The 14,652-nt window shown below is 60.1% G+C and carries 13 protein-coding genes and 2 pseudogenes; 10 read left to right on the forward strand and 5 right to left on the reverse strand.

Annotation, left to right across the window (positions count from 1 at the left end; genetic code table 11):
• Positions 1-61 precede the first annotated feature (61 nt).
• From EGT36_RS18195 to uxuA, 7 genes and pseudogenes are all read left to right on the forward strand, one after another.
• A pseudogene (locus tag EGT36_RS18195) lies at positions 62-382 on the forward strand (ABC transporter substrate-binding protein); the annotation flags it as partial.
• Positions 383-487: 105 nt separating this feature from the next.
• Positions 488-1,315: an IS5 family transposase gene (locus EGT36_RS18200; RefSeq protein WP_067489441.1), complete on the forward strand. Its 828-nt coding sequence runs from the start codon at positions 488-490 to the stop codon at positions 1,313-1,315.
• A gap of 31 nt (positions 1,316-1,346) precedes the next feature.
• A pseudogene (gene dctP, locus EGT36_RS18205) lies at positions 1,347-2,000 on the forward strand (TRAP transporter substrate-binding protein DctP); the annotation flags it as partial.
• Between the two features lie 60 nt (positions 2,001-2,060).
• The gene (locus EGT36_RS18210; RefSeq protein ID WP_035208172.1) at positions 2,061-2,633 is read left to right on the forward strand and encodes a TRAP transporter small permease; all 573 of its coding nucleotides are present in this window, start codon (positions 2,061-2,063) and stop codon (positions 2,631-2,633) included.
• Positions 2,634-2,637: 4 nt separating this feature from the next.
• A complete protein-coding gene (locus EGT36_RS18215) occupies positions 2,638-4,044 on the forward strand; it encodes a TRAP transporter large permease (RefSeq protein WP_125270784.1) in 1,407 nt (468 codons plus the stop codon).
• A 69-nt stretch (positions 4,045-4,113) separates the two neighbouring features.
• Positions 4,114-5,181 (forward strand): L-idonate 5-dehydrogenase, encoded by a 1,068-nt coding sequence (locus EGT36_RS18220; RefSeq protein ID WP_125270785.1) that lies wholly within the window; start codon positions 4,114-4,116, stop codon positions 5,179-5,181.
• Positions 5,178-6,386: a mannonate dehydratase gene (uxuA, locus tag EGT36_RS18225; protein WP_125270786.1), complete on the forward strand. Its 1,209-nt coding sequence runs from the start codon at positions 5,178-5,180 to the stop codon at positions 6,384-6,386. Before EGT36_RS18220 ends, uxuA begins: the two co-directional genes overlap by 4 nt.
• A 26-nt stretch (positions 6,387-6,412) precedes the next feature.
• Here the strand turns inward: uxuA and EGT36_RS18230 are convergent, their stop codons facing one another.
• Positions 6,413-6,766, reverse strand: coding sequence for a VanZ family protein (locus tag EGT36_RS18230; RefSeq protein ID WP_004438780.1), 354 nt, complete (start codon positions 6,764-6,766; stop codon positions 6,413-6,415).
• A 243-nt stretch (positions 6,767-7,009) separates the two neighbouring features.
• On the opposite strand from EGT36_RS18230, the gene EGT36_RS18235 reads away from it, so the two are divergent.
• Complete coding sequence (locus tag EGT36_RS18235) at positions 7,010-8,521, forward strand: aldehyde dehydrogenase (NADP(+)) (RefSeq protein WP_125270787.1); 1,512 nt, start codon at positions 7,010-7,012, stop codon at positions 8,519-8,521.
• Positions 8,522-8,575: 54 nt separating this feature from the next.
• Here EGT36_RS18235 and EGT36_RS18240 read toward each other — a convergent pair whose 3' ends face one another.
• The 4 genes from EGT36_RS18240 to EGT36_RS18255 are packed head-to-tail and all read right to left on the reverse strand — an operon-like array spanning position 8,576 to position 13,442.
• Entirely contained in the window at positions 8,576-9,574 is a 999-nt protein-coding gene (locus EGT36_RS18240; protein WP_125270788.1) for a TRAP transporter substrate-binding protein, read from the reverse strand.
• Between the two features lie 15 nt (positions 9,575-9,589).
• Entirely contained in the window at positions 9,590-11,422 is a 1,833-nt protein-coding gene (locus EGT36_RS18245) for a TRAP transporter large permease (RefSeq protein ID WP_172965667.1), read from the reverse strand.
• Between the two features lie 29 nt (positions 11,423-11,451).
• Positions 11,452-12,579, reverse strand: coding sequence for an LLM class flavin-dependent oxidoreductase (locus tag EGT36_RS18250; protein WP_006698527.1), 1,128 nt, complete (start codon positions 12,577-12,579; stop codon positions 11,452-11,454).
• Positions 12,576-13,442, reverse strand: coding sequence for an ABC transporter substrate-binding protein (locus EGT36_RS18255; protein ID WP_004438769.1), 867 nt, complete (start codon positions 13,440-13,442; stop codon positions 12,576-12,578). The genes EGT36_RS18250 and EGT36_RS18255 overlap by 4 nt, the downstream gene beginning before the upstream one ends.
• Before the next feature lie 213 nt (positions 13,443-13,655).
• Between EGT36_RS18255 and EGT36_RS18260 the strand changes: the two genes are divergently transcribed.
• Together EGT36_RS18260 and EGT36_RS18265 are read left to right on the forward strand one after the other, a co-directional pair.
• Positions 13,656-14,021 (forward strand): ArsR/SmtB family transcription factor, encoded by a 366-nt coding sequence (locus tag EGT36_RS18260; protein WP_125270789.1) that lies wholly within the window; start codon positions 13,656-13,658, stop codon positions 14,019-14,021.
• Position 14,022: 1 nt separating this feature from the next.
• Positions 14,023-14,652, forward strand: a complete 630-nt coding sequence (locus tag EGT36_RS18265; protein WP_125270790.1) for a glutathione S-transferase family protein — start codon at positions 14,023-14,025, stop codon at positions 14,650-14,652.

The raw sequence follows: 14,652 nt of genomic DNA on the forward strand, positions 1-14,652 counted from the left end.
CGCCGCCGCAACCGGCGACGGGAAAAACGGAAATCTGGCTTTAATTCGGGAGGAGTTAAGAATGAAAATCAGATTGTCGACTTTGATGGGCGCTACAGCGGCCATCCTGCTCTCGGCGCTTGCGGCGCAGGCGCAGACCGCACTGAAATGGGCACATGTCTACGAGACCTCAGAGCCGTTCCATACGGATTCGGTCTGGGCCGCGGAAGAGATCGCCAAGCGAACCGATGGCCGCTACAAGATCGATGTCTTTCCGGCCTCGCAGCTCGGCAAGGAAGCCGATATCAATCAGGGCCTGAAGATCGGCACCGTTGATATCATCATTTCCGGCTCGAGCTTTGCCGCGCGTGACTTCAAGCCGATCGGCGTCACCTATTTCCCTTAGAGCCTGATCCGAAATTAAGTTGAGTGGTGTCAGCGGGTTAGCTTGACGCCATCCCAAGTCGCTGATTCACGGGGTTTTGCAACAAACTTCCGGAGTTCGACGATGTGGACCGACACCACTCGGGCGCAGTATGCCCGTGCACAGCTGACTTTGCCAAGCGATTTGACTGACGCGGAATGGGCCGTGCTGGAGCCGTTTCTTCCGCAGCCTTCACAGGTTGGGCGTCCGCGGAAGTGGCCGCTGCGGCGCATCGTCGAGGCGATCCTGTATCTGCTGCGCGGAGGGCTGCCTTGGCGGATGTTGCCGCCCTGCTTTCCTCCGGTCTCGACGGTACGACGCTGGTTCTACCTGTGGCGCGACAATGGTCTGTGGCTTTCGCTCAATCATGCTCTGCTTCTGATCGGCCGGGAAGCGGCAGGGCGCGAAGCGTCGCCCAGTGCAGGAGTGATCGACAGCCAGAGTGTCAAAACCACCGAGAGCGGCGGGCCTCGGGGCTACGATGCGGGCAAGAAAATCAAGGGGCGCAAGCGCCACATCCTGACCGACACAGACGGCAACCTGGTTCATGCTGTGATCCACACCGCCGACATCCAGGATCGCGACGGGGCACCGTTCGTCCTCGCCGAAATAATCCGCCGCTTCCCGTGGCTGCGGCACGTCTTCGCCGATGGTGGGTATGCCGGTGACAAGCTCCGGGAGGCACTGCGCAAGATCGGAAAGAGCAAATGGACCATCGAAATCATCAAGCGGTCCGACGCCGCGAAAGGCTTCGAGGTGCTGCCGCGCCGCTGGGTGGTGGAACGAACCTTCGCATGGCTCAGCCGCAACCGACGTCTCGCCAAGGACTTCGAACAAACCATCGCCTCAGCAACCGCCTGGCTGTTCATCGCATCAATCCAGCTCTTCACACGCCGTATCGCAAGAGCATGAAATTACACGAGATAGTTTTGAATCAGACTCTTACATCTTCCGCGATCCAAGCCATCTGATCGCCTATACCAAAAGCGATATCTTCAAGCGGCTCGCCAAGGGTTACGAAGACAAGACCGGCAACCATATCGCTGCCGTCAGCTATTACGGCACACGCCACACAACATCGAACAAGCCGATTGCCACCTGCGCCGACATGGGCGGGCTGAAAATGCGCGTGCCTGATGTTCCGGCATACCTCGCCATGCCACGCGCCTGCGGCGCCAACACGACCCCGATTGCATTTGCGGAAGTCTATCTGGCGCTGCAGAACGGCACCGTCGATGCGCAAGAAAACCCGCTCACCACCATCGAGGCGAAGAAGTTCTTCGAAGTGCAGAAGAACATCGTCCTGACAGGCCACATCGTCGACCACCTCAATACAGTGATATCGAAGAACCTGTGGTCCAAGCTGTCAGATGAAGACAAGAAAATCTTTACCGAAGTCATGCAACAGGCTGCCGAGCGCACCACCAAGACCATCGAAGGCCGCGAGAAAAGCCTCGTCGAAGACTTCAAGAAGCGCGGCCTGACCGTCGCCGAAGTCGACAAGGCCGACTTCGAGAAGAACGTCCTCGAAAAAGTGAAGTTCGAGGACTTCGGTTACGACAAGGCCGACTGGGAAGCCATTCGCGCCGTCAAGTGAAGCAAGATCCGGTGCGGCTCCCTTGCCGCACCGCCCTTTCTCTCCAGACGGGATATCTCAATGTCGCAGGAAATTCATACTCAGGTCACGCCTGAGGAACTCGCCCATACGTTCGACGAGGCGCCGCCGGAGGTCGATCTCAAGGTCTATTCATTCGAAGACTGGGTTACGCTTGGCCTCTTCTGGCTGATGACGGGCTGCGTGTTCCTTCAATTCTTCACCCGCTACGTGCTCAACGACAGCTACGCCTGGACGGAAGAAATCGCCGTCAACTGCCTGATCGGCGTCGTCTTTTTAGGTTCGGTCATGTGCGTGCGCATGTCGCGCCACATCCAGGTTGATGTGCTTTATCACTATGTGCCGCCGCAGGTGGCCCGCGCCATGTCGATCCTCGTCGATGTGCTGCGGATTCTGTTCTTCGCCTACACCTCTTGGCTGATGTGGCGCTACATGGAAATCGTCGCGGATGAGGAGATGGTCACCGTCGCCCTGCCGCGCAGCATCGTCTTTTATACGGTTCTGGCCGCTTTCGTTCTGATGTTCTTCCGGTCGGTACAGGTGTTCATCGCCAATATGCAGCGCGGTTATTCCGTTCTGGAGCGGCCCGAAGAATTCCAGAGCGCGGGGGATTGATCACATGCTGCTTCTCATCGGCTCCTTTCTTCTCCTGATGGTGATCGGCCTGCCGGTCGCCATTTCCATGGCCTCGGCTTCTCTGCTCTACATCGTGTTTTATAATGTCGCGCCCGATATCATAGCGGCGCAGCGCCTGATCGCGGGTGTGGAAAGCGTCCCGCTTTTGGCCGTGCCATTTTTCATCCTTGCCGGTAATCTCATGAACACGGCCGGCGTGACGGGACGTATCTATTCCTTCGCCGTCGCGCTCGTCGGCTGGATGAAGGGTGGTCTCGCCCAGGTCAACATCATCGGTTCGGTGATCTTTTCCGGCATGTCGGGGACCGCGCTTGCCGATGCGGCCGGTATCGGCACCATCGAGATCAAGGCCATGAAAGACCACGGTTATCCGGTCGAAGCGGCCGTCGGCGTCACCGCCGCCTCCGCAACGCTCGGGCCGATCTTTCCGCCATCGCTGCCCTTCGTCATCTACGGCATGATGGCCAATGTCTCGATCGGCGCATTGTTCATGGCCGGCATCATTCCCGGCGTCGTCATGACGCTTCTGATGATGATCACGGTTGCGGTCTTCGCCTATATCAAGGGCTGGGGCTCCGATACACCGTTCAGCCTCAGAACGATCTTCGGCGCATCGATTGAAGTCTTCGTGGTGATGATGGTGCCGCTCGGCATCTATATCCTCACGGCGCTTGGTCTTTCCCTCAACCTGTCGATCCTGATCGTGCTGGTCATCCTGCTCGCCTGCGACTGGTATTTCGACTTCTCAGCCGTGATGGCGTTGATGACGCCCGTGATCCTGATCGGCGGCATGACCATGGGCTGGTTCACACCGACGGAGGCAGCCGTCGCGGCCGTTCTCTGGTCGCTGTTCCTGGGCCTCGTCCGCTATCGCACGATGACCTTCAAGACGCTGGCGAAATCGACCTTCGACACGATCGAAACCACCGCATCCGTGCTCTTCATCGTTGCGGCGGCCTCGGTCTTCGCATGGCTGCTGACCGTTAGCCAGGCAGCGCAGCTTCTGTCGGCGGCGATCCTGACGATCACGGACAGCAAATGGATTTTCCTGGTGCTGGTCAATCTCCTGATGCTGTTCGTGGGCTGCTTCCTCGATACGATTGCGGCCATCACCATCCTCGTGCCGATCCTTCTGCCGCTGGTGCTGCAGTTTCATATCGATCCGGTGCATTTCGGCCTCATCATCACGCTCAACCTGATGATCGGTCTGCTGCATCCGCCGCTCGGCATGGTGCTGTTCGTGCTCTCGCGCGTGGCAAAACTCTCCGTCGAACGCACGACCATCGCGATCCTGCCATGGCTGGTGCCTCTGTTCGTCGCGCTGTTGCTGATCACCTTCATTCCGGCAATCACCCTGTGGCTGCCGACCGAGATGGGCCTGATCCGCTGACGAGGCACCCTGCCCGCGCGGTTCGCCGCGCGGGGTCATCATTCCATATCAAGACATAAGGGCATGGTCATGCAGACACGCGTGGCACGTCTATACGGCGAAAAGGACATTCGCGTCGAAACAGAGGATCTCGCTGAGCCGGGACCCGGCGAGGTGCTGCTCGCAATGGCAGCGGGCGGCATCTGCGGCTCTGATCTTCATTATTATCAGGATGGCGGTTTTGGCCCGGTCAGGGTGCGCGAACCGATCATCTCCGGGCATGAGGCATCCGGCCATGTGCGGGCGCTGGGGGAAGGCGTCAGCGGGCTCGCCATCGGCCAGCTCGTCGCCGTCAATCCCTCGCAACCCTGCGGCCATTGCCAGTTCTGCCTGAAGGGCCAGCCGATCCATTGCCTCGACATGCGCTTCATGGGCAGCGCCATGCGCCTGCCGCACGAACAGGGCATGTTCCGCGACCGGCTGGTGGTTCCGGCCAAACAATGCGCGCCATTTCCAGCCGATACCTCAGCTGCTGAAGCGGCCTGCACTGAGCCGCTTGCAGTCTGTCTGCATGCCGTCGCCCAGGCTGGCGATCTCACCGGCGCTAAGGTGCTGGTGACGGGAGCCGGCCCAATCGGCCTCTTGACCATCGCCGCCGCCCGCCATGCGGGCGCAAGTATCATCGTCGCAACCGATCTGACCGATGCGGCGCTGGAACGCGCACCAGCCATGGGTGCGGACCGCACGATCAATGTCGCAAAGGACGCCGAGGCGCTTTTGCCGTACCAGGATGACAAGGGCTATTTCGACGTCATTTTCGATTGCTCCGCGGCAGCCCCCGCGCTCCGCACCGCCTTTGCCTGCGTGCGCCCGCGCGGCACCATCGTACAGGTGGGCGTAACCGGTGACATCACCATTCCGCTCAATACGCTGGTGGGCAAAGAAATTCTCTGGCGCGGTTCGCAGCGCTTTCATGATGAATTCGCCATCGCCGCCGGGCTGATCTCAACGCGCAAGATCGATGTGCGGCCGATCATTTCCCACAGCTTCCCGCTCGATGAGGCGAAGGCCGCATTCGAGCAGGCCGGAGACCGCTCCACCGCTTGCAAGGTGCAACTGACTTTTTCCGCAGACGTAATTTTTGAGGACGAAATATGAGACATACATGGCGCTGGTTCGGTCCGGTCGACAAGGTCACGGTTCAGGATGCGGCTCAGGCGGGCGCAGAAGGCATTGTCAGCGCGTTGCACCACATCGCCACCGGCGATGTCTGGCCGGTGGACGAAATAACCAGGCGGCATGAGGCCATCAAGGCCGGCGGGCTTTATTGGGACGTGGTGGAAAGTGTGCCCGTCTCCGAGGACATCAAGACCCAGACGGGCGACTGGAAAACCCATATCGCCAACTGGCAGGAAACGCTGCGCCGCCTCTCGGCGTCAGGCATCCGCACCGTCTGTTACAACTTCATGCCCGTGCTGGACTGGACCCGCACCGACCTGCGCTGGGAAACGAAACACGGCGCGAAAGCGATGCGCTTCGACCTGACCGATTTCGCTGCCTTTGATATTCACATTCTCAAGCGCCCGGACGCGACACGGGATTATCCCGACTGGTTGCTGGAGGATGCGGCAAAGCGGTTCACCGGGATGCCCGACACAAAAATCGTCGCGCTATCACGCAATATCGGTGCTGGCCTGCCCGGCTCGGCGGATGGCTATACCCTGCCGGAACTCATCGAAAAGCTGCGTTCCTACCATGGCGTTAATCGCGAAAGGCTTCAGCAGAACCTGATCGATTTTCTCTCCGAGGTGACGCCGGTTGCTGAGGAAGTGGGCATCAATATCTGCGCCCATGGCGATGATCCGCCCTGGCCGCTTCTCGGCCTGCCGCGTATTCTCTCAACGGAGGCGGATTACGCCCATATGCTCTCGCAGGTCGACAGCCGCGCCAACGGCGTCACGCTCTGCACCGGCTCTCTCGGTGCGCGCGCGGATAACGACCTGCCCTTCATTGCCAGCCGTTTTGCAGATCGAATCCATTTCGTGCATCTGCGCAACGTGACGCGCGACACGGACACCGTGCCCTGCTCCTTCTTCGAGGACGAACATCTGGAAGGCGGAACCGACATGGTCGCCGTCATTGCCGCCCTCATCACCGAAGAAGCCCGCCGGCGAGCGGAGGGCCGTGAAGACCACACAATTCCGATGCGGCCGGATCACGGGCAGGAAATTCTCGACGACCTCACGCGCGGCGCCCAGCCCGGTTACCCCGCCATTGGGCGATTGAAGGGATTGGCTGAGCTGCGCGGCATCGAGCGTACGCTGTCACACAGCCACTTCGGTCTCGCGAATGGGAATGGCTAATCGGAAATCTGACCGCAGGGGATGTGTCAGCCTGCGGCCATCTTCGCCCGAAACATGAGGTAGGAATAGGCGGCCAATCCGCCGGTAACAGCCCCGGCGGCCTTCACGGCTGCGTCGGTCAGATGCGGATGGCGTGTCGGCGACAGGAATTGCAGCGCCTCAATGCCAAAAGCCGCAACAATGCCCGCGACGATGATGGCAAGCCAGTAACGCGGATAGGCGAGCACGAAGGCGGCCGAACAGAGGGCGAAGGCACCCGCGCGGTCGATGCCAACCGTCGTCAATGTGTGGGGCCTCAGCCCAATGGGGCTGACAGTCACGATTACAATCAACAGAAGAAGCGACCAGGCAACATATTTCGGAAATCTGTTTGTCATCATGGCGTCACATTAGAGCGTCGCGTGCGTAAACGGAAGCAGGTCTTTTTCACGCTTCGCCCAATTAATCACACTTTTTGGTCAGATAGTTGAAAAACCGGCTTTCGCTCAGGCCCTACACGGGCTAAGGCAGAAGGCAACCGGGCGAGGATCGCGGCTGATGGCGCTTGCGCTGTCGCCTTTCGGTGCAACGTCACGGTGTCGGGTGGGTTTTCCACACAGGATCAGTTTTCAGGGAAGAGCACAATGAGTTTCAAGCCGCACGGCAAACATCTGGTTGCAGGAGAATGGGTCGCAACGGAAGCAAAATTCCGCAGCGAGCCTGCACATGGCGAAGCTTTCGATTTTTCGGTCGGCACCGTCGATCTGGTGAATGCCGCCTGTGAGGCAGCTGAAGAAGCCTTCTGGAGCTACGGTTACACCACCCGCGAAGAGCGCGCCGCATTCCTCGACACCATTGCCGATGAGATCGAAGCCCGCGCCGACGCCATCACCGAAATCGGTTCCTCCGAAACCGGCCTGCCCGCTGCCCGTCTGCAGGGCGAACGCGGCCGCACCGTCGGTCAGCTCCGCCTGTTTGCCTCGCATATCCGCAAGGGCGACTATCTCGATCGTCGCCACGACGAAGCACTGCCGGATCGCCAGCCGCTGCCGCGCCCGGATATCCGCCTGATGCAGCGTCCGATCGGCCCTGTCGCCGTTTTCGGCGCGTCGAACTTCCCGCTCGCCTTCTCCACGGCCGGTGGTGACACCGCTGCGGCTCTGGCTGCCGGTTGCCCTGTTGTCGTCAAGGGTCACTCCGCCCATCCCGGCACCGGTGAAATCGTTGCCGAAGCGGTTCTTGCCGCCGTCAAGAAGCACAATCTGCATCCCGGCGTCTTCTCGCTGATCCAGGGCGGCCGCCGCGATGTCGGTTCCGCGCTCGTGCAGCATCCGCGCATCAAGGCGGTCGGCTTCACCGGTTCGCTCGCCGGCGGCCGCGCACTGTTCGATCTCTGCGCCCAGCGCCCCGAGCCGATCCCCTTCTTCGGCGAACTGGGTTCCGTCAACCCGATGTTCCTGCTGCCGGAAGCCGTTGCCAACCGCGGCGAAGCCATTGCCAAGGGCTGGGCCGGTTCGCTCACCATGGGTGCGGGCCAGTTCTGCACCAACCCGGGCATTGCCGTCATTCTCTCCGAGCAAGCGGATGCGGTTGCTGAAACCGCACGTGCGGCCCTGTCGGAAGTCGGCCCTCAGGTCATGCTGACCGACGGCATCGCCGCCGCCTATCGTGATGGCCGTGATCGTATCGCTGCCGGCAACGGCGTGCGCGACGTGCTGACCACCACCTGCAACCTGCGCAATGCAACGCCGTATCTCTATCAGGTCGCAGGCAAGGACTGGGTTGCCAACCATGCGCTTGCTGAAGAAGTCTTCGGACCCCTTGGCCTGATCGTGACTGTTGATAGCACCGAAGAAATGCTTGAGGTTGCCAGGAGCTTCGAAGGCCAGCTGACGGCGACAATGCATCTCGATGCAGGCGACGCCGAACTCGCCCGCAAGCTGCTGCCGATCCTGGAACGCAAGGCCGGCCGCGTGCTCGCCAACGGTTTCCCGACCGGCGTGGAAGTTTCCGAAGCCATGGTTCACGGTGGCCCCTACCCGGCCTCCACGAACTTCGGCGCAACCTCTGTCGGCACCATGTCGATCCGCCGCTTCATGCGCCCGGTTTCCTATCAGAATATTCCCTCGGACGTTCTGCCGGAAGATATTCGCTAATAAAAAAGGGGAGGCGCTCACACGCCTCCCCTGTTCTTCGTCTAACCCGTAGTCTCAGGCAGACTGCACGGCCTGTATCTTCTCGATACCCCCGACGATGCCGGCGAAATCCTGCCAGACGCCCTGGGCGCCCTTGCGCCATTCATCCAGCGCTTCCGGCTGCAGCACCTTGCCCCCCTTGGAAAGCGCAAGCTCAACGGACTTCGTTTCATCTTCAACGATCAGCTGGTTGAAGTACTTCGCGCCTTCGCTAGAGGCCTCCGACAGCACTTTCTTTTCTTCGTCATCCAGCTGGTTCCAGAAGGTCGCGCCATAATAAACGACGCCTGAGGCCCAGATGTGACCGGTTTCGGTCAGATAGGGCACGACCTCGTAAAGCTTGAAGCCGGCATAGGCGGATTTGGTGAGGTCCATGGCGTCGGCCACGCCTGTCGCCAGCGCATTATAGGTCTCGGTGATCGGAATACCGACCGGCGTGGTGCCGAAGGCGCTCCACAGCTTGGTGTGCAGCGGGCTCTGGATGACGCGGATCTTCTTGCCTTCCAGCTGCTCGGGGCGTGTTACCGGTTCCTTAGTCAGCAGATGGCGCGCGCCGTAATTGATGAAATCGGCAGCGATGAATTGCTGGGCGGCGAGCTTCGTCTTCAACTCGTTGCCAGTCTCGCCGGTTACCACCTTGCGCACGTGCTCCCCATCACGGAACAGGAAGGGCAGATCGAGGATCTGCAATTCCGGCACCCAGCCTGAAAGCGAGGAAACGGTTGAAAGACTGGCCTGAACCGATCCCAGCCGAATATTCTCCGCCACTTCCTTCTCGCCGCCCAGCGCACCGCTCTTTACGATATTGAACCGGAAGCGACCGGGCAGCTTCGCTTCCACCAGCTCACTGATCTTCACCCAGATTTTCGTCTCCGGCTTGTCGTCAGCGAAAAGCGACGCAACGGTGAGGCTGCGGGTTCTGGCACTAGCCGTACGCACGAAGGCCGGTGCGGCGAGCGTTGCCGCGCCGAGAGCGGAGAGTTTGAGGAGATGACGACGGTCGATAATAGTCATGAATAAAGCCCCGGATTAGAAGAAAATGGCCCAGACGCACAGAATGGCGAGGGAAACGAGAAGGGAGAGGAGATAGGGAACGACGGCCCGGAAAAGGGCTGTCGCCGGAATGCGGGTGACGCCGCTCACCACAAAGATCAGCATGCCGAGCGGCGGTGTCAGGCCGTGGATCATGAGATTGACCACGAGGATGACACCGAAATGGATGGGATCGATACCGGCTGCCACGGCAGCGGGCAGAAGGATCGGCCCGAACAGCAGGATGGCAGCACCGATATCAAGCACAAGACCGACCACGAGCAGAATGAGGTTGGACAGCAGAAGCACCGCGATCTTGCTGCCACCGAGCAATGTCACGAAGTCGGTGACAAGACCGGAGACATTATCGACCGCCAGGAGAAAGGCGAAGGGGCCAGCCGTGCCGATCAGAAGGCCGATCGCAGCTGCTTCACCCGCCGATTGGCGGAAGGTTGTAAAAATACGGCCCGCGCCCAGCCGGTATCCGAAGCCGAGAAGCAGCGTGTAAAGCGCTGCAAGCGCTGCGGCTTCCGTGGTCGTGACGACGCCAATGCGGATGCCGACCACCACGATGACGCCAAGACCGAAGGCAGGTATCGCAGCCACGGCCGAGCGCCACCGCTCAGAGCCCGTCGCGCGAGGCAGGGTATCAACGCTGCGCACGCTGAAATGGATCGCCACCGCCAGGCAGACCGCCATCAACCCGCCCGCAAAGAATCCGCCGACCAGCAGCGACCCGACCGAAAGGTTGGTGGCCGTTGCGAGGATGAGGAATGCGATGGAGGGCGGAATGACGTTGTCCAGCACGGAAGTGGCGGCGATGATCGCACCCGCCTGCGCGGGTGGATAACCATGCTTGACGAGTTCCGGCTGGAAGGTGGAGGCGCCGAAGGCAGCATTGGCGACTGAAGAACCGGAGGCGCCAGAAAATAGCACGCTCGTCAGAAGCGTCGTCTGGGCCAGCCCCGCCCGTCGGTGGCCGACCATGGAGGCGGCAAAACGGACGAGCTGGTTTGCGACGCCCGATTCCGTCAGCAGACTTCCCGCCAGCAGGAAGAAGGGGATGGCGAGCAGCAGGAATTTCGACATGCCTGTGACCGTGGAGGAAACGATGGCCGGCTCCGGCAAAGTACTGCCGAAGGCAATCGCCACATAGGCGGCGGCGAGGAAGGCGTGGGCAAGCGGCGCGGCCAAAACCAGCCCCACGGCTGCCGTCAGCGCCAGAAACAGGCTAGGCGGCAGGGTCGTATCGACGAAAATTTCCGGCAGGCTCACATAGGAAACAACAGCAATGACGACGGAGAGCAGAACAGCAAACGCCTTGCCTTCACTGACGCGCTGAAGCGCGAGATAAACAAAAATCAGTGCGCCACCCGCACCAAGAAAACCGAAACGCACCCATTCCGGCAGACCAAGCGTCGGGGACGTCCCGCCCAGCATTGCCGCAATTTCTACCCCGCCGAAGGCGAGTATGAGCGCGGCAACGAACGAGAAAGCATCGGCCAGGACTTCCGTGGCAGCATGGAAACGTTCCGGCAGGAAGCGCACAAAAACATCGAGCCGCATCGCAAGCGCGCTTTTGAGACTGAGAGGCGCGCCGACAGCGATCATCGCGACATTAAGCCAGATGCCCAGATCTTCCGCGCCGATGAAGCCGGTGTGAAACAGATAACGCAGGGTGACATTGACCAGAACCACCACGAGCAGCGTGGCAAGGATTGCTGCCGCGACCGCACCGAGTACCCTGTCCAGAATGGCGAGCAGCCGCCCTGCCACACGCTGCGGGCCGATGCGCCCTTGTACCGATGTCGTTGCGGGACTCGCCATCATGTCTTTCTTCTCCACTCCCGAAGCCATGCTCATGAGGCCTTGGCCGAGAGGTCACGGTCGAACAATGTCGACCACGTGAATTGTTTTGCCGCCGAAACCTCACGCGATACGTCAAGACGCGGAAGCACCTTTTCCCCGAAACGGAAGGCTTCTTCCAGCAATGGCATGCCGGACAGGATAAAGGTGTTCACGCCCGCCTTCTTATAGGCCTCCAGCGTGCGGATGACAGTATCGGGCGAGCCGACGATAGCTGTTCCCGGACCTGGACGAACGAGACCGATGCCGGCCCAGAGATTTGGCGCTATTTCAAGATCGCGCAGGTTCTCCGGCTTCTGGCCGCCATGCATCGCCGTCATGCGCTGCTGGCCGACGGAATCGGTCTTGCCGACGAAACGCTGGTTGGCGGCAATCGCTGCCTCATCCATGCGCCCGTAGAGATCGGCGGCGGCGGCCCAGGCCTCTTCATCCGTATCGCGCACGATAACATAAAGGCGAATACCGTATTCCAGTTCTCGACCGAGCTTTTCCGCCCGCGCCTTGACGAGATCGACCTTCGCGCCAATCTGATCAGGCGTTTCGCCCCATGAGAGATAGGTCTCGACATGTTTGGCCGCAACGTCGATGGCCTTGTCCGAAGAGCCGCCAAACCACAGCGGCGGCGGCTCGATGCCCTGCCCCACCGGCAGAGCGAGCTTTGCGCCCTGCGTCTGGAAATAATGCCCGTTGAAATCCACCGTCTCGCCGGCGAAAAGCCGGTGCCAGATTTGCAGATATTCATCCGCCATCTCGTAACGCTCGTCATGCGGCATGGTCATGCCGTAGGCGCCGAGCATCTTCGCATCGCCCGAGACGACATTGATAAGCAGGCGCCCGCGCGAAAACTCCTGAAGCGTTGCCGCCATCTTGCCAAGCAGCGTTGGCGCGATCAGGCCCGGATGAATGGCGACCAGCAGCTTCAGCCGCTCGGTATAGGAAAGAAGCGCACCCGCCAGAACCCAGACGTCATGCGCCCCGGTGGCAAACAGCGCCCCGGTATAACCGAGCTGGTCGTAAGCGAGCGCCAGTTGCTTGTAATAACCGAGATCGACCCTGCGGGAGCCTTCCGGCTGCCAGGGATAGGCGCCGTCGGGGGCGCACATGTACCAGAAAACATTCATCTGTCACCTCCGACGCTGGCTGATTGCGGGGCCGGGCTTTGCCCGGTCTGAACCGGTAAAGAGAAATGGCCGTGCCTGTAAAGCGTATCGGCCTCCTCCTGCTGTTCGGCAAGAATATTTTGAGTGGCGGGCACGACTGAAAGATCGCGAGAGCGCAATACCTTTGCCCAGGACGAAGCGTCGCCTTCGCTGCCAGGTTCGGCGGCGAGCAGCGCAGCCGCCTGCTCTACATTAGCCATAACGGCGCGGCCGACGCGGTCCAGTTCAGCCGCAATCGCTTGCCTCGTTTCAGGCGCAAGAGCGTGACGATCCAGCGTCCAGAATAGCGAACGGTTGGGAATGGTGGAGCCGCAGCGAACCAAAAGACTGATTTCTTCATGGGTCAGAGCCTTTTCCAGCCGCGGCGACATCGTCACCCAGGCATCGACGCGACCTTCCACGAGGTCCCTCAGGCTGTCACTGTCGCCGCTTTCTATCCGGCTGACATCCGAGAGGCCAAGCCCCGCTCCTTCCAGGCTGCGCGCCAGAAGATAGGTATGAAACGATCCGTCGATCAGGGATATGCGTTTTCCCGAGAGATCGGCGGCGGAACGGATCGGGCTGTCGCGCCGCACGAGGATCGCGCCATTGGCCGGCCGCGGTGCGGAGGCGGCAATATAGACCGCCGAGAGCCCGCGCGCATCCGCCTCGATGGGCGGTGTCGACCCAGTGCCGCCGAAGTGTATTTCGCCCTTTTCCAGAAGCGCCGCGGTATCGCGCCCTTCTCTATAGAGCACAAATTCAGGCTCGAATGCCTTAAAAGAACCGGGCCAGAGCCGGGCGAGCCGCAAATGCAGATTGTTGGGATGGACCCCGATTTTCATGTCGACACCTCATTTCACGATCAATCTACTTTTTTATAGAGTGTTTTCGAGAAACGTTTTGGCGACCCCCGGGCGGAAAGCGAAAGAGAAATCTACTAATCCTGTAGATTTTAAAAAATGCCTGATTGAGCTGGCATGATATTTATCAAACCATTGAAATTTATCGCCACACAATTTACTTTTTTATAGTTTGAAAAGTGGGCCTCTTCAGTCGTGACCAAACCGGTTTCCAATCTCATCTGCCGCAGCGTCGTTGAAGCAAGCGAGCTCCTGAAGCTTGTGGCCAATGCCAACCGTCTGGCCATCGTCTGTTACCTCATGGAAACGGAAGCCTCCGTTTCCGCACTCGAATATGAACTCGGCATCCAGCAGCCGACGCTTTCACAGCAGCTTGCCGAACTGCGCGATGCGGGGGTCATCGAGGGCACGCGGGAGTGCAAGGCGGTGATCTATCGTGTTACCGATCTGCGTATTGTCCAGTTGGTTCTGACATTACGCGGCCTCTATGCTGATCTTTCCGATGTGACCGGCAAGAAAGGCAGGCGCGCTTTGCCGCTGGAGGAGGCAATGTTCGACTAACATGATCGACCTTTACACCTGGATCACGCCGAACGGCCTCAAAATCTCGATTGCGCTGGAAGAACTTGGCTTGCCCTATCGCAGCCATGCCATCGACATCGAAAAGGGCGAGCAGTTCTCGGCCGAGTACAGTCGCATCAGCCCTGGCTCCAAAATCCCTGCAATCGTCGATCACGACGATGGCACCGTTTTAACAGAGTCCAACGCAATCCTGATCTATCTCGCGGAAAAAGCCGGACGGCTCATTCCCGTCTCTGCCGCGGCACGCCTGACAGTCACCGAGTGGCTGATGTGGCAGGCCGCCAACTTCGGCCCGACACTCGGTTACGCCCATTATTTCCTGACATACAATACAGGAAAGGCACCCTTCGCCGAAACCCGTTTCGCCTCGGATGCCGAGCGCCTCTACCGGACGCTGGACGACCGCTTGGCAGAGCGCGGGTTCGTCGCCGGCGATTTTTCAATAGCCGATATCGCCATCTGGCCATGGGTTTCGCGTTTCGCCCGTCATAAAATCGATCTCGCTGATTTTCCCGCAGTAAACCGCTGGTATCGCCAGCTTGGACAGCGCGAAACCTTCCAGCGCGGTTATCGCGTGCCATTTGTGACATCTGACGTTCCGGGGCTTTGA

It is taken from the genome of Agrobacterium sp. FDAARGOS_525 (assembly GCF_003938925.1).
Taxonomy (GTDB): Bacteria; Pseudomonadota; Alphaproteobacteria; order Rhizobiales; family Rhizobiaceae; genus Agrobacterium; species Agrobacterium pusense.